The following is a 15,515-nucleotide window of genomic DNA, read 5'->3' as shown; positions in this document are numbered from 1 at the left end:
GGCACCGTTGCTTTTTCGTTTGTATCTATCCACCCTGAGGGAATCGAACCCCCATCTCAAGAACCGGAATCTTACGTGATATCCATTACACTAAGGGTGGAAACTCTCATCATTATATCAAAAATAGGAGTTTTACTCAAGACTAAAACCAATATAAAAAGAGGAAGAAAAAAGGATTTAGACAATATCTAAATCCTTTTACATTTTTATTTTTTTTCAAGAAGTGCTTTGATTTCTTGAAGAACTTCCAATTCAGTTGGACCTGCTGGAGCTTCTTCAGCAACTTCTTCTTTCTTACGAAGGTTTTGAGCTTTTTCAATAGCTTTAATCATGAAGAAGAGAACAGTACCAATTACAACGAAGTTGATAACAGCGCTCAAGAATTTACCATATGTAACACCATTCCAAGCAAGCTCAGCAATGTTTTGTACATTCGCAGCTTCCAAGGCTGGGTTCAATAGAAGTGGAGTGATGATATCATTAACAAATGAATTGATGATAGCACCAAAAGCAGTGGCGATGATCACACCGACAGCAAGGTCAACGACATTGCCACGGAGCAAGAAATCTTTAAGTTCCTTTAACATAATATTTTCCTTTCAAAATTTTATCAAATTTCTACAGGCACATTATATCGTAAATTTATGTTGAATGCAAGAAAAGTGCTCATTTATTTTTAAAAACAAAAAGCTTGCTAAAAAGGTAATTTAGAACGACAATTGTAACTTGAGCGAGAACTATTTCAACCGTATTAATTATATTAATATCATCATCTATAAATTGACCAATTATATGAGGAAACTTGGTGACAAAAATAAAGGTTAGTGCCATATCAAGTAAGAAGGTAAAAAATCTAGCTCCAGAGAATTTAATGAGACGTCCAAACCAATTTTCTCGTTTTTGTTTAAAAACAATAGTGTCATTGGTAAAGAAAGCAAATAGAATACCTGTTATATTACCTAGAGCAGTAGCTGTTAATTCTTGCTGAGTCAAGTAAAAAATAATCATTCGAGTCCCTACAGAAACAACAGTAGTAGCAACGCCGAAAAATAAATAAGATAAAATTTCGTTATCGAAGAATTTTTTAATGTATCTTTTCATAAGATTAGTATAGCATAAAGCCTTTAAATGTGCTATACTAACAAAGTTGACTTGTTCAACCCTTGGTGCTTAGCTTCTTTCACCAAGCATATTAAACGCGGTGGAGCCGCTAAAGGAGAAAACATGAAAAAACTTACTGTCCGCGATTTGGCTGACATTGCCATTGTCGCAGCAATTTATGTGGTTTTGACTATTACACCACCACTCAATGCCATTAGCTACGGAGCTTACCAATTCCGTATTTCTGAAATGATGAACTTTCTAGCTTTTTACAATCCTAAGTACATTATTGGTGTTACTCTTGGATGTATGATTGCTAATTTTTTCAGTTTTGGACTCATTGATGTCGCTGTTGGTGGAGGATCAACTCTTGTCTTCCTAAGCTTAGGAGTTTTGTTGTTCAGTAAATATAGTAAAGACTATCTTTTTAATGGATTGATTCGGAAAGATCATTTCTTCTTTTCAATTCTATTTTCAATTTCAATGATCACCATTGCTGCTGAATTGAACATCGTAGCAGAAGCACCTTTCTTCTTTACTTGGTTCACTACTGGAATCGGAGAATTCGCTTCACTAATTGTCGGTGCAATTATCATTGGTAAAATTGGTCAACGTATTGATTTGACTAGATAAAGATATCACATCAAATATTTGTGAAAAGGACTGAACTTTGTTCAGTCTTTTTCTTTGTCCATAAAACTAGTAGTTCAATAAAAGTGATATAATAAGGGAAAAAGGAGGTTTAATTATGATTGATTATTTTTTGATTGGGCTAAAATCGATGATGAAAAGCTCGGTTTTGACTTTTGCTATTTGCTTTGTATCCCTCCTTCTTTTACTGATTCTATGGCGCCGTTATATCATTGTGCGTCAAAGTGGTGGAAACTTTTTTGCCCCATTTCATATTGCTAAGGGAAGATTTTATATCCATAATGCTTATGTTTTTAGAAAGCGAATTATACCACTGAATAATATAAAAAAGATTGAGGTCCATTTTATTCCAAGTGTTAATTGAATGGAGCTAGATATTTTTTGTGTATCCAACAAAAGAACGGAAAAGCTCTAGCCTTTTTCTTTGGCCAATCAAAAGAGAATGATAAGCTTGTCAGAAATCTAAAAAATGAAACGAAAAAATACAATATCAAAATTCGCATTTTAGAATCATAGGTTTTAATTTTTTTAAAATTTCAGAAAGCCTTTCCATAAAGTCGGTTTTATGTTATAATATTCACAAATAAAAGTTTTAGGAGTTTTTATGGTTTCATCAGAATTTATCTCAAAAATTGAATTTGCTTGTAAAAAGAAAGAAAGTCTTTATTCAAATAGTAAATTCAAGTATGCTATCCGTTCAATGTTTGCAGGTGCTTTCCTTACCTTCAGTACAGCAGCAGGAGCAGTTGGTGCAGATTTGATTAATAAGATTGCACCAGGTAGCGGACGATTCCTTTTCCCATTTGTTTTCGCTTGGGGATTGGCTTACATTGTATTCTTGAATGCTGAGTTGGTTACATCTAATATGATGTTCCTTACAGCTGGTAGCTTTTTGAAAAAAATTAGCTGGAGAAAAACAGCTGAAATTCTTTTGTATTGTACTTTCTTTAACTTAATTGGTGCGCTTATTGCCGGTTGGGGATTTGCTCATTCAGCAGCCTATGCAAATCTTACACATGATAGCTTTATTTCTGGCGTTGTAGAAATGAAGTTAGCACGTTCGAATGAATTAGTATTGCTAGAAGGTATTCTAGCTAATATCTTTGTAAACATCGCCATCCTTTCATTTGTTTTGGTTAAAGATGGTGGAGCTAAACTTTGGTTGGTTCTTTCAGCCATTTACATGTTTGTATTCTTAACAAATGAACACATCGCTGCAAACTTTGCATCATTTGCTATTGTGAAGTTCAGTGTTGCTGCTGATTCAATCGCTAACTTCGGTATTGGAAATATTCTTCGTCACTGGGGTGTAACCTTCATCGGTAACTTTATCGGTGGTGGTCTACTGATGGGATTGCCTTACGCCTTCTTAAACAAAAACGAAGATACATACGTAGATTAAAAGTTGGATTGATTCCAACTTTTTCTTTTTGTTTTTCCATGCTATAATGAATGGAGAATAGTTTGATATAGAGGAAAATTATGAACGAAATTAAATGTCCAAATTGTGGGGAAGTTTTTACAGTAAATGAAAGTCAATATGCAGAGCTGATCTCTCAAGTTCGTACTGTAGAGTTTGACAAGGAATTGCACGAGCGAATCAAGCAAGAATTGACATTGGTGGAACAAAAAGCTTTAAATGAACAACAGGCAAAACTCGCTCAAAAAGACCAAGAAATTGCCCAGCTACAAAGTCAAATCCAAAATTTCGATACTGAAAAAGAATTGGCTAAGAAAGAAGTGGAGCAAAGTGCTAGCCAAAGTCTGTTAGAAAAAGAAAAAGAGGTCCAAGCTCTTGAGAATCAATTAGCTACCTTACGCTTAGAGCATGAAAATCAACTACAAAAAACTCTTTCTGATCTTGAAAAAGAACGCGATCAGGTTAAAAATCAGCTCCTTTTACAAGAAAAAGAAAACGAGCTTTCTCTTGCTTCGGTGAAACAAAACTATGAAGCCCAGCTCAAGGCAGCTAGTGAGCAAGTTGAGTTTTACAAGAATTTCAAGGCCCAACAGTCAACCAAGGAAATCGGTGAAAGTTTAGAGAGATATGCGGAAAATGAGTTCAACAAGATTCGTAGCTTAGCTTTTCCAAATGCCTATTTCGAAAAGGACAACAAGGTTTCTGAACGTGGCTCTAAAGGTGACTTTATTTTCCGTGATTTTGATGAAAATGGCCTAGAATTTATTTCCATCATGTTTGAGATGAAAAATGAAGCTGATGGCACAAAAAGTAAACACAAGAATTCCGATTTCTACAAGGAGTTGGATAAGGACAGACGAGAAAAGAAATGTGAGTATGCGGTTTTGGTAAGTATGCTTGAAGCTGATGCTGACTCCTTTAATACAGGGATTGTCGATGTTAGTCACGAATATGAGAAAATGTATGTCATTCGTCCTCAATTCTTTATTCAACTGATCGGGCTCTTGCGTAATGCTGCCCTTAATTCTCTAAAATACAAGCAGGAGTTAGCACTTATCCGTGAGCAAAATATTGACATTACCCACTTTGAAGAAGACCTAGACGCCTTCAAGATTGCCTTTGCTAAGAACTACAATTCAGCCTCAGTCAACTTTGGCAAGGCCATCGATGAAATCGACAAGGCCATCAAAAGGATGGAAGATGTCAAGAAATTCCTAACAACATCAGAAAACCAACTCCGACTTGCCAATAATAAGTTGGATGATGTATCTGTTAAAAAATTGACTCGGAAGAATCCGACCATGAAGGCTAAGTTTGATGCCTTGAAGGGGGAGTAAATTTTCCATAGAACCAGGAATTTATATGAAAAGAGTTATAGAAATTATTAGAACATGGTCAGCTGATAAAATAGAATTAGTATTTCTTAAAATTATATTTAAATACTTGCTGTATTTATTAGTGTTTTCAACGGTAATTGTTTATGTCTATATTTTTAACCATTCATCGACCACTTACACAAAGGCATTAACAATATTTCTTGTCTTTGTTATACTGTTTATTCTTCTATCTAAACTATTACTTGATAAGGCTTTAATTGATATTTTATCTGAAGATATCAATTTAGCAAAGTATCAAGAAATAATTGCTAGAGCTGAGGAAAATTCTTTAAATAGAAATGTTCAAGTTCTTCCAAAATATTTGGCAAATGCAAGAGTATCCTTTTATAGAGGACACTTCCAAGATAGTTTAGAATTGCTGAATAACATAAAAAATAGTAATCTAAAGAAATCCAAAAATCTGTACTATGTATTTAATATCAAGTATTATAGCATCCTAAACTTGCTTCATTTGAATAATTGTTTAGAATTAAAAGAATTGATGGTAGAAATTGAAGGACTAACAAGTAATGTTCAATCTCAAATTCTAAAATATCAGGAAGATATTTTGAGTTTAAAGGCTATTGTTGACATCTATTGTAATAAAATATCAAACGACTACTTCGACACTGCGGAACCAGAAAATAAGTTAGCTCGAATCATGTTCTCTTATTACGGAGCTCTAAATGCCCAATTAAAAGGAGATGAAGCTCGTACTCGCAGTTTGTTTGAAAGCATCGCCCATGAAAATCCAGAACTCTTTTATGTTCAGGAAGCGCAGAAATATTTAGGATCAGGGGAATAAGAGAGTAACATATGAAATTAATTGAAAAAATAGTAAGTAGGGCGACAGAGAATATTCTTCTACAAATTGAGACTATTAGTCAAATTAGCTCAATTATTGGACTTGTTTTGGATGTGTTGGCTGTATTTTTAATTTTCCAAAGTGATACCAAAAAGTGGGGAGTAATATTAGTAGTAGTAGTAGTACTATTTGCTAGTCTAGTTTTATACCTACGTTTTGTCCTAAACAAAGTTATTTATCTAGTGTTAAACGATGCTATTAATCTTAAGCTCTATGTGGACATGTTCAGGGTTCAATCAGAAAAGTCTATTAAGCCCTTTAGGGCAACATATCGTGAGTATTGCCAATTTATCCAAGGTCAAGTGGCTTATCTAAAAGGAGATTTTCAAGCTGCCAAGGAAAATATGTCCAAATATGATTTGAAGAAAATTTGGAAGAGATTCAGGAACCATACATTTTTAATATCAACCTATGAGCTATTAAAAGTTTGCATTCATCTTCAAGATGCACAAGATATTGCTTTCTTTGAGGAACAATTGTCCAAGGCGCCAGATTTTAAAGGAGGCAAAGCTAAACTAGTCGCCCAAACTCAAGCCATAAAAGACATTGTGTTCAATAAAGAAGTGAACGACTACTTCGATACCACAGAACCAGAAAATAAGTTAGCTCGAATCATGTTCTCTTATTACGGCGCTCTCAATGCCCAATTAAAAGGAGATGAAGCTCGTGCCCGTGGTTTGTTTGAAAGCATCGCCCATGAAAATCCAGAACTCTTTTATGTTCAGGAAGCGAAGAAATATTTTGTAAGCAATAATGTTGTCTAGTACCTTTCCCCTAAATTAAGTAAAGAGAGTAACCAGGTCAAAAAAAGACTACGCAACAGTTAACACGACCACTGAAACAGGGGATGAGAAGGGTAGATGTCATAAAGAGAATTATGAGTACATGTAGAGTGGTTGTTGCTACAGTTTTTGTTATAGATGTGATAATTTATGGGGTAGCAGTTAATGCATCAACATTTGGATTTGGAGTCTCGATAGCGGCTCCAGTAATAGCGAGCGCCTTCTTATATTTAAGTTCTACAATGGAGGATAATGATGAAAGAAATATTAAATAACTATTCGTTGAAAATATCTGGATTTGAAATTCCAAAATTATATAATTTGACAAAAATAGTATACATTTGCTTATTTCCTATAGTTTGTCTAGCATTTATAGGGATGGTTGTTGAATTATTTAAAGGTGGGGAAATGAATTTTATGAAATTCATTACTTATACGGTAGTATGTTTTGGGTTTGAGACACTCCTTTCATTAAACAATAAACTAGTTAAATTAGCTGTAGATAATATCCTTTTGACGGATATTAATTTCGACAAGCACATAAGTTATTATCGTTATGTGGCTGAACACTCAGTCAAGTCTCAACAACTGTTTAATAATGCAAATTATTTACTAGCTATTGCCCAAGCGTCATACTACCAAGGAAAGTTTGAAGAAACACTTGATAATTTGGAACGAATAAATTTTGAGGATAAAAATTTTAATAAGAAATTTGAGATCCAATTGTCCACAGCTTACTTTAAGATTCTTTCTCTAATCCATGCTGATAAAACAGAAGAAATTTCGAACCAAATCGATATGTTAGCTACATTAAAAGTTCGAACAAATTCTCAGGTCACTAGGCAGACGAATGCAATAAACATAATACAAGCTATAGAGGATCTTGTTTTAAATAAAATATCAAACGACTATTTTGACACTGCGGAACCAGAAAATAAGTTAGCTCGAATCATGTTTTCTTATTACGGCGCTCTCAATGCCCAATTAAAAGGAGATGAAGCTCGTACTCGCAGTTTGTTTGAAAGCATCGCCCATGAAAATCCAGAACTCTTTTATGTTCAGGAAGCGCAGAAATATTTAGAAGAATGAGCTGATATAGTTTTAAAATCTGTCTAAGATAGAGTATGTTGATATAAAGTGAAAAGGAAATCAGAAAGCAAACATGAACGGTATTATCAACTTAAAGAAAGAAGCAGGGATGACCTCCCATGATGCGGTCTTTAAACTGCGTAAGATTTTGGGTACCAAGAAAATCGGACACGGTGGGACCTTGGATCCGGATGTTGTGGGTGTTTTGCCCATTGCTGTAGGGAAGGCGACTCGTATGGTAGAGTTCATGCAGGATGAGGGTAAGGTCTACGAGGGGGAAATCACATTAGGATATTCTACAACGACCGAGGATGCTAGTGGGGAACTTGTCGCAGAGACTCCTGTTTTGTCTCCACTGGATGAAAAGCTTGTCGATGAAGCCATTGCTAGTCTGACTGGACCTATCATTCAGATACCACCTATGTATTCGGCTGTCAAGGTCAATGGTCGCAAGCTCTATGAGTATGCGCGTGCTGGTCAGGAAGTCGAACGTCCAGAACGTCAGGTGACCATTTATAGTTTTGAAAGAACCAGTCCCATTTGCTACGAGGATAAACTTGCGCGTTTTACCTTCCGAGTAAAATGTAGCAAGGGATCCTATGTCCGTACCTTATCGGTTGACTTGGGCGAGAAGCTTGGTTATGCAGCTCACATGTCTCATCTTACACGGACTAGTGCAGCTGGTTTACAGTTAGAAGATTCCTTGACCTTAGAAGAAATTGCAGAAAAAGTAGAGGCTGGTGAATTAGACTTTCTCCATCCGCTTGAGATTGGTACAGGGGATTTAGTAAAAGTAAACTTGACTCCTGAGCAGGCAGATGAAGTCCGTTATGGTCGTTTTATTGAGTTAGAGTGTAGCGAGAAAGAAGTTGCCGCTTTCGAAGGCGAGAAGCTACTTGCTATTATGGAGAAACGAGAACATCTTTACAAACCGAGAAAGGTTTTCTCTTAAGTATTTGGAAAAGCAATGATTTTTATCTACTAGTTTAAAGATGAGATGCTCTCATTTTTTTAAAATATTAGCCAATAAATAGTTTTTATATTTTATGTTTTAAAAAACCATTGAAAATACAGTGTTATTTGACAGTTTTGCTTACTTATGATAAGATTTAATTTAAGAAAAGCTAGAGAAAAATAGAGGATATTATGAGTATTGAAATGACTGTCAGTGAGATTGCTGAGGTCTTGGGACTATCCCGACAAGCAATCAATAATCGTGTCAAAGAATTACCAGAAGAAGATATTACAAAAAACGACAAGGGTGTTACTGTTGTTACTCGCAGTGGATTGATCAAACTTGAAGAAATCTACAAAAAGACTATCTTTGAAGATGAACCGGTTAGTGATGAAGTTAAGCAACGAGAACTCATGGAAATTCTTGTTGATGAAAAGAACGCTGAAATCATTCGTCTTTATGAGCAATTGAAAGCTAAAGATAAGCAACTGGCTGAAAAAGATGAACAGATGCGTGTCAAAGACCGCCAAATCGCTGAAAAAGATAAGCAATTGGACCAACAACAACAGTTAACCCTTCAAGCTATGAAGGATCAAGAAACACTTCAGTTGGAGTTGGATCAAGCTAAGCAAGAAGTTCAGGCATCGAAGAAAGGCTTCTTTGCTCGCTTATTTGGCAAATAAGAAAAAACTGCTTGGTTTCTATGACTAGACCAGGTGGTTTCTTTTTACAAATCAATAAGGAATGATAAGATGGAAACATTAAGAGATTATATCTCCTTTGACTTAGAATTCAACAAACACCAGGATAAGACTCATTTGATTCAGGTATCGGCAGTGCACTTTAAAGATGGTGAAGAGGTAGAAGCGTTTGACTCTTATGTTCACTCAGATGTACCTTTAAAGAGTTTTATTAATGGTTTGACTGGTATTACTTCAGAGACTCTCAAGAATGCTCCAAAGGTAGAAGAAGTCCTCCAAAAATTTCAAGATTTTGTTGGTGATTTACCCCTTGTTGGTTATAATGCAGCAAAGAGTGATTTACCGATTTTACTAGAACATGGTTTGGACTATCGAGAACAATATTTAGTCGATCTCTATAATGAGGCACTTGAGCGACGTAGTTCTGATTTGCATGGAATTGCTAATCTAAAATTACAAACTGTGGCTAATTTTCTAGGTTTTAAAGGGCGATCTCATAATAGTTTAGAGGATGCTCGTATGACTGCTCGAGTGTATGAAGCTTTTCTTGAGTCAGATGAGAGTAGGCTGTTACTCAATTCTCAGAGTAGTCTCAATTCGAATCCATTTGATGCCTTAGATCTATCACAGTTTTTTGATTAGGAGGTTTTATGAAACCTGAAAAACCGAAAAAATTGGGTTTTAAAAAGATTTACCTAAATCTAGATAAAATCCTCTTTCTATTCTTTCTAATCTTTATGTTGGTTGACTATATCTGGTTGCCATTAAACTCAGTGATAGCTGGATTTTTACTAAGTCAGACTGGATATTTGTTTATTTCCTACAACAATATTTTTGAGATTATAAAAAACGCACCTATAGTCAGTCTTGGCTTCGTAATCTTAATAGCCATCAATCTGCTGGTAGCCTATTTTCAACTTAGTATTCTCTTTATTGGAGCTCGCCACCTCCTATATCACGAAAAAAGAACTCTTATAGAATACAGTCGAAAAGTATTTCGTGAAAGCCTTGCTTTTATGAAGGAATTGACTATTTCAAAAGCTTTGTTCATCTTTATATTTGTAGCAATGCTATTTCCGTTTATCAGAAAGATATTTAAGATTTATTATTTCAATAAAATCGTAATTCCAGAGTTTATTCAAACCTACATGGAAGATAAGTACTGGATGTGGTGGGTAGCCATTATTATCTTATCACTCTTATTCTTTTATGTTTCAGTTCGCTTGATATTCACTCTGCCCAAGGTCTTTTATGAAAAGATGACGGTTAAGGAAGCAATCATTTATAGTTTGGATAAAACTAAGAATTTCTTTTGGTTTTATGCTTGGCATTTATTCTTAATTATTGTAAAAACCAATCTATTCTTCTATCTTCCTCTCATCCCTTTACTATCAATCCAGTATTTAGTAGATAGCCTTACTCAGAGAGAATCTCTACTCCTTGCTATTTGCAACTTCGTTCTTATCAAGAATTTCCACTATATGGCACTGACCTATTTCCTTGTGAAATTTACGTCCTTCTTAACAGGAGAAGAACTTGACATTATGCCAAGACGCGAGAAGGACCATATCATGAGGTGGGGTGTTATGGTGTGTGCATGTATCTTCTTTGCGATTGAAGGCTATAATTATCTGGAAGCTCCAGTAGTCAATCCACCGCTTGTGATTTCACACCGTGGTGTATCGAATGGAAATGGTGTCCAAAATACAGTAGAATCCTTAGAAAAGACAGCGCAGTTAAAACCAGATTTAATCGAGATGGATATCCAGGAGACTAAAGATGGTCAATTTGTTATGATGCATGATGCTAATCTTAAAGGCTTAGCTGGTATTAATAAAACACCACAGGATTTGACCTTAGAAGAGTTAACGCAGATTGACATTCATGAGAATGGTTATGAGACAAAGATTTCAAGTTTTGATGATTATCTGAATCGTGCAAATGAACTGCATCAGAAACTACTCATTGAGATTAAGACCAGCCACAAAGATAGCCCGCAGATGATGGAACATTTTCTAGACAAATACGGTGCAAAAATTAAGGTTTATGGTCATCAAATGCAATCCTTGGATTATAAGGTTATTGAAAAAGTAAGAGAGTATGACAAGGATATTCCTGTCTACTTTATTCTTCCCTATAATTCTGTTTTTCCTAGAACGGTTGCTACAGGCTACACAATGGAGTACTCTACTTTAGATGAATACTTTGTGACGAAACTATGGAATACTGAACAAAAGCTCTATGTATGGACAATCAATAGTTCGGAATCATTTAATAAGTCTTTTCACCTAGGTGTTGACGGAATGATTACAGACGACTTGGAAAACATAAAAGAAGAATTAGTAACTGCTCAGGAAGACCCTGAATATAGTGACTTATTGCTAAATAAAGCAAATGAGTTCTTTGCTTATTAACATAAATTAAAAGAGGCTGTAAATCAGCCTCTTTTTAAGAATATAATTAAAATGGCAACTTACCAGCAAATGCTCCAAGTTTCTTTTTAGTAGTTTCATCAATTTGTTCAAGAGCAGCATTGAGCGCTTGAACAGTCATATCTGAAAGTGTTTCAATATCTTCAGCATCCACAACTGCAGGATCGAAATCAATTTTTACGACTTTTTTATCACCTGTTAAGGTAGCAGTTACAAGGTTTTGAGCAGAAGTCCCAACAAATTCTGTGGCAGCCAATTCAGCTTGGCTTTGCTCCATTTGTTTTTGAAGTTTTTGAGCTTGACGCATCATGTTTTGCATATTCATCATGGCGGTAGTTAGCTTCCTTTTCTTTTATTTTCCATTTTATTTTAACAATTTTAATTGGAAAAGTCTAATTAAAATTTCAGGATCTCTATACATATCAACCATTGATTTAAGGTTTCTTTAAGCTTTCTATATTATTCTGAAGAACTCTATTTTAACCGAGAAATAAAAATGCAAGGATTAAATTTTTTAATGTTCAAAGCCTAAAGTGCTCTCGCCATCAGTTTCTAACTGGAGAGAACTAGTATTTATTTCAAGATAATGCTAGATTATGATATAATAGTAAAGAATGAGTTTTTAGAACAAACTAAAGGAGAATCGATATGATTTACGCTGGAATTTTAGCAGGTGGAACCGGCACGCGTATGGGTATCAGTAATTTACCCAAACAATTTCTTGAGTTGGGAGATCGCCCAATTCTAATCCATACAATTGAAAAATTTGTCTTAGAACCAAGTATTGAAAAAATTGTAGTCGGAGTTCATGGAGACTGGGTGACACATGCTGAAGATTTAGTTGAAAAATTCCTTCCACTCCACAAGGACCGTATTATCATTACAAAAGGTGGGGCTGATCGTAATTCTAGTATTGAAAAGATTATTGAAGCCATCGATGCTTACCGTCCACTAACAGAAGATGATATCGTAGTAACACATGATTCGGTTCGTCCCTTTATCACTCTTCGTATGATTCAAGACAATATCGCTCTTGCTCAAAAACATGATGCGGTTGACACTGTGGTTGAAGCGGTGGATACAATTGTTGAAAGCACAAATGGTCAGTTTATTACAGATATTCCAAATCGTGCTCATCTTTACCAAGGACAGACTCCACAAACATTCCGTTGTAAAGACTTTATTGATTTGTATGGTTCATTATCAGCAGAAGAAAAAGAAATTTTAACAGATGCATGTAAAATCTTTGTCATTAAGGGTAAAGATGTGGCCTTGGCTAAAGGTGAATACTCAAACCTTAAAATTACAACAGTTACAGACTTGAAGATTGCTAAAAGCATGATTGAGAAAGACTAGAGACATGATTAATCAAATTTATCAACTGACAAAACCAAAATTTATCAATATTAAATATCAGGAAGAAGAGATTGACCAAGAGAATCATATCCTCATTCGACCAAATTATATGGCGGTTTGTCATGCGGATCAACGCTATTACCAAGGAAAGCGTGATCCCAAAATATTATCTAAAAAGCTTCCAATGGCTATGATTCATGAGTCTTGTGGAACTGTTATTTCTGATCCAACAGGTACCTATAAGGTTGGTCAGAAGGTTGTTATGGTTCCAAATCAACCACCTATGCAAAGTGATGAGGAATTCTACGAAAATTACATGACTGGAACATATTTCTTATCAAGTGGTTATGATGGGTTTATGCGAGAATTTGTATCTCTGCCTAAGGATCGTGTTGTATCTTACAAAGAAATCGAAGACACAGTTGCCGCCATTACAGAGTTTGTCAGTGTTGGCATGCATGCTATGAATCGTTTCATGACGGTATCTCACAGCAGACGCCAACGCATCGCTGTCATTGGTGATGGAAGTTTAGCTTTTGTCATGGCCAATATTATCAACTACACTTTGCCTGATGCTGAGATTATTGTTATCGGACGTCATTGGGAGAAATTAGAACTCTTCTCATTTGCAAAAGAGCTTTACATTACTGATAGTATTCCAGAAGATTTAAGTTTTGACCATGGTTTCGAATGCTGTGGTGGTGATGGATGCGGGCCTGCTATTAATGACTTGATTCGTTACATCAAACCACAAGGGACCATTTTGATGATGGGTGTTAGTGAGTATAAGGTCAACATCAACACTCGGGATTCATTGGAAAAAGGCTTGTTACTAGTCGGCTCTTCACGTTCAGGAAGAATTGACTTTGAAAATGCTATCCAAATGATGGAAATTAAAAAATTTGCCAATCGTTTGAAGAATATCATTTATCTAGAAGAACCAGTCAGAGAAATTAAAGATATTCACCGAGTTTTTGCAACTGACTTAAATACCGCATTTAAGACAGTCTTTAAGTGGGAATTATAATGGAGGATGATTGTGAAGGAAATCGTTAAAGCAAAGATTGCTTCCTTATTGTCAGCTGACGAAGAAATTCAGATCGTTGAACAATTGGGGGGGATGACCAATCAAAACTATTTGGTTAAGACAACCTCAAACCAGTACATCGTTAAGTTTTTCGGTAAAGGTACTGATAAATTAATCGACCGCCAGAATGAAAAGTACAATCTTGAGTTGTTGAAAGATTTGAAATTAGATGTAGAAAATTATCTTTTCGATATTGAAGCAGGAATTAAGGTTAATCAATACATTGAAAATGCTGAGACACTTGATTCAACTATCATTAAAACCAAATTTGAAAAGATAGCTCCAATTTTACAAACGATTCATGCTTCTGGTAAAGAATTGAAAGGAGAGTTTGCTCCTTTTGAGGAAATTAAAAAATATGAATCATTGATTCAAGGGGAGATTTCTTATCCTAATTATGAAGCTGTCAGAAAATCAGTTCTTTCTTTAAAAAATGAGCTTGAAAAAATTGGTATTGAGAAGAAATCATGTCATATTGATTTGGTTCCAGAAAACTTTATTGAAGGACCAGATGGACATCTTTATCTGATTGATTGGGAATATTCTTCCATGAACGACCCTATGTGGGACCTTGCAGCACTCTTTTTAGAATCTGAATTTACTCCAGACGAAGAAGATTCCTTCTTGTCTTATTATGAAAGCGAACAGACACCAGTTTCTCGGAAAAAAATTCGTATCTACAAAATCTTGCAAGACATTATTTGGAGCCTATGGACCATTTACAAAGAAGAAAATGGTGCAGATTTTGGAGATTATGGAATCACTCGTTATAATAGAGCTGTAAAAGGATTGCAGTCTCAGGGAGGTATTGATGAAGACTAAAAATGGAGTTTCCTTTGGACTTATATCAGGTATTTTTTGGGGATTAGGGCTAACCATTAGTGCTTATATCTTCTCTATATTTACTGACTTGTCACCTTTTGTAGTAGCAGCAGCGCACGACTTTCTTAGTATTTTTATCTTGCTAGGATATCTTCTAGTTAAAGAAGGAAAGGTACGTTTTTCAATTTTCTTGAACATTCGAAATGTCAGTGTTATTATAGGAGCACTATTGGCTGGGCCAATAGGCATGCAGGCCAATCTCTATGCAGTCAAGTATATCGGTAGTTCTTTAGCATCATCTGTTTCAGCGATTTATCCTGCGGTTTCTGTCCTTCTTGCCTTCTTTATTCTTAAGCATAAGGTTTCGAAGAATACAGTATTTGGAATTTTATTAATCATTGCAGGAATTATTGCTCAGACCTACAAGGTTGAACAGGTCAATTCATTCTATATTGGTATCCTCTGTGCCTTGATCTGTGCCCTTGCTTGGGGAAGTGAAAGTGTTCTCAGCTCATTTGCTATGGAAAGTGAACTCAGTGAACTCGAAGCACTCTTGATACGACAAGTCACATCTTTCTTGTCCTATCTTGTTATTGTTCTCTTCTCGCATCATTCATTTGCAGAAGTGGCAAATGGACAATTATTTGGTCTATTAATTGTCTTTGCAGCATGTAATATGATCTCTTACCTTGCCTACTACATTGCTATCAATCGATTGCAGCCAGCAAAAGCTACTGGATTAAATGTGAGTTATGTAGTATGGACTGTTTTGTTTGCAGCAATTTTCTTGGGTTCGCCCCTTAATTTGCTGACCATCATTACTTCACTTATCGTAATGGCTGGTGTTTATATTATTATTAAAGAATAAAGGAGAAAAC

General features: G+C 35.4%; 17 protein-coding genes, 1 tRNA gene, 1 pseudogene and 1 riboswitch. Of the genes and pseudogenes, 15 read left to right on the top strand and 4 right to left on the bottom strand.

What is annotated here, in order from left to right:
• Nucleotides 1-28: 28 nt before the first annotated feature.
• The 3 genes from KBU52_RS02880 to KBU52_RS02870 form a co-directional block, all read right to left on the bottom strand.
• A tRNA-Arg gene (locus KBU52_RS02880) sits at nt 29-100 on the bottom strand.
• Nucleotides 101-206: 106 nt separating this feature from the next.
• Nucleotides 207-587, bottom strand: coding sequence for a large conductance mechanosensitive channel protein MscL (mscL, locus tag KBU52_RS02875; RefSeq protein ID WP_254724256.1), 381 nt, complete (start codon nt 585-587; stop codon nt 207-209).
• Between the two features lie 79 nt (nt 588-666).
• Nucleotides 667-1,101 (bottom strand): GtrA family protein, encoded by a 435-nt coding sequence (locus tag KBU52_RS02870; RefSeq protein ID WP_254724255.1) that lies wholly within the window; start codon nt 1,099-1,101, stop codon nt 667-669.
• A 28-nt stretch (nt 1,102-1,129) separates the two neighbouring features.
• Nucleotides 1,130-1,227: riboswitch (PreQ1 riboswitch) on the top strand.
• Between KBU52_RS02870 and KBU52_RS02865 the strand changes: the two genes are divergently transcribed.
• The 11 genes and pseudogenes from KBU52_RS02865 (at nt 1,225) to KBU52_RS02815 (ending at nt 11,354) form a co-directional block, all read left to right on the top strand.
• Complete coding sequence (locus KBU52_RS02865; protein WP_006153693.1) at nt 1,225-1,734, top strand: QueT transporter family protein; 510 nt, start codon at nt 1,225-1,227, stop codon at nt 1,732-1,734. (Overlaps the previous riboswitch by 3 nt.)
• A 115-nt stretch (nt 1,735-1,849) precedes the next feature.
• Nucleotides 1,850-2,268: pseudogene (locus KBU52_RS02860) on the top strand (hypothetical protein).
• Between the two features lie 88 nt (nt 2,269-2,356).
• Nucleotides 2,357-3,154: a formate/nitrite transporter family protein gene (locus KBU52_RS02855; protein WP_254724254.1), complete on the top strand. Its 798-nt coding sequence runs from the start codon at nt 2,357-2,359 to the stop codon at nt 3,152-3,154.
• 80 nt (nt 3,155-3,234) lie between these two features.
• The gene (locus KBU52_RS02850) at nt 3,235-4,509 is read left to right on the top strand and encodes a DUF2130 domain-containing protein (protein WP_254724253.1); all 1,275 of its coding nucleotides are present in this window, start codon (nt 3,235-3,237) and stop codon (nt 4,507-4,509) included.
• A gap of 25 nt (nt 4,510-4,534) precedes the next feature.
• Nucleotides 4,535-5,353, top strand: coding sequence for a hypothetical protein (locus KBU52_RS02845; protein WP_254724252.1), 819 nt, complete (start codon nt 4,535-4,537; stop codon nt 5,351-5,353).
• An 11-nt stretch (nt 5,354-5,364) separates the two neighbouring features.
• Nucleotides 5,365-6,177 (top strand): hypothetical protein, encoded by an 813-nt coding sequence (locus KBU52_RS02840; RefSeq protein WP_254724251.1) that lies wholly within the window; start codon nt 5,365-5,367, stop codon nt 6,175-6,177.
• Nucleotides 6,178-6,450: 273 nt separating this feature from the next.
• Entirely contained in the window at nt 6,451-7,284 is an 834-nt protein-coding gene (locus KBU52_RS02835) for a hypothetical protein (RefSeq protein ID WP_254724250.1), read from the top strand.
• A gap of 73 nt (nt 7,285-7,357) precedes the next feature.
• On the top strand, nt 7,358-8,236 hold the full coding sequence (truB, locus tag KBU52_RS02830) for a tRNA pseudouridine(55) synthase TruB (protein ID WP_254724249.1): 879 nt from the start codon (nt 7,358-7,360) through the stop codon (nt 8,234-8,236).
• A 194-nt stretch (nt 8,237-8,430) separates the two neighbouring features.
• Nucleotides 8,431-8,922, top strand: a complete 492-nt coding sequence (locus KBU52_RS02825; RefSeq protein ID WP_004252719.1) for a DUF536 domain-containing protein — start codon at nt 8,431-8,433, stop codon at nt 8,920-8,922.
• Between the two features lie 69 nt (nt 8,923-8,991).
• Nucleotides 8,992-9,582: a 3'-5' exonuclease gene (locus tag KBU52_RS02820; RefSeq protein WP_254724248.1), complete on the top strand. Its 591-nt coding sequence runs from the start codon at nt 8,992-8,994 to the stop codon at nt 9,580-9,582.
• Between the two features lie 8 nt (nt 9,583-9,590).
• Nucleotides 9,591-11,354: a glycerophosphoryl diester phosphodiesterase membrane domain-containing protein gene (locus KBU52_RS02815; protein ID WP_254724247.1), complete on the top strand. Its 1,764-nt coding sequence runs from the start codon at nt 9,591-9,593 to the stop codon at nt 11,352-11,354.
• Between the two features lie 46 nt (nt 11,355-11,400).
• Here the strand turns inward: KBU52_RS02815 and KBU52_RS02810 are convergent, their stop codons facing one another.
• Complete coding sequence (locus KBU52_RS02810; RefSeq protein ID WP_142557396.1) at nt 11,401-11,700, bottom strand: YbaB/EbfC family nucleoid-associated protein; 300 nt, start codon at nt 11,698-11,700, stop codon at nt 11,401-11,403.
• A gap of 320 nt (nt 11,701-12,020) precedes the next feature.
• Between KBU52_RS02810 and KBU52_RS02805 the strand changes: the two genes are divergently transcribed.
• The 4 genes from KBU52_RS02805 to KBU52_RS02790 are packed head-to-tail and all read left to right on the top strand — an operon-like array spanning nt 12,021 to nt 15,505.
• A complete protein-coding gene (locus KBU52_RS02805; protein WP_036752755.1) occupies nt 12,021-12,728 on the top strand; it encodes a 2-C-methyl-D-erythritol 4-phosphate cytidylyltransferase in 708 nt (235 codons plus the stop codon).
• A gap of 4 nt (nt 12,729-12,732) precedes the next feature.
• Complete coding sequence (locus tag KBU52_RS02800; protein ID WP_254724246.1) at nt 12,733-13,755, top strand: ribitol-5-phosphate dehydrogenase; 1,023 nt, start codon at nt 12,733-12,735, stop codon at nt 13,753-13,755.
• A 12-nt stretch (nt 13,756-13,767) separates the two neighbouring features.
• The gene (locus KBU52_RS02795) at nt 13,768-14,637 is read left to right on the top strand and encodes a choline/ethanolamine kinase family protein (RefSeq protein ID WP_254724245.1); all 870 of its coding nucleotides are present in this window, start codon (nt 13,768-13,770) and stop codon (nt 14,635-14,637) included.
• Nucleotides 14,627-15,505 (top strand): DMT family transporter, encoded by an 879-nt coding sequence (locus KBU52_RS02790; RefSeq protein WP_254724244.1) that lies wholly within the window; start codon nt 14,627-14,629, stop codon nt 15,503-15,505. The genes KBU52_RS02795 and KBU52_RS02790 overlap by 11 nt, the downstream gene beginning before the upstream one ends.
• Nucleotides 15,506-15,515 lie beyond the last annotated feature (10 nt).

The sequence above is a fragment of the Streptococcus sp. 9.1(2021) genome (assembly GCF_030466425.1).
Classification (GTDB): Bacteria; Bacillota; Bacilli; order Lactobacillales; family Streptococcaceae; genus Streptococcus; species Streptococcus wuxiensis.
This window is presented reverse-complemented; position numbering and strand designations above follow the sequence as displayed.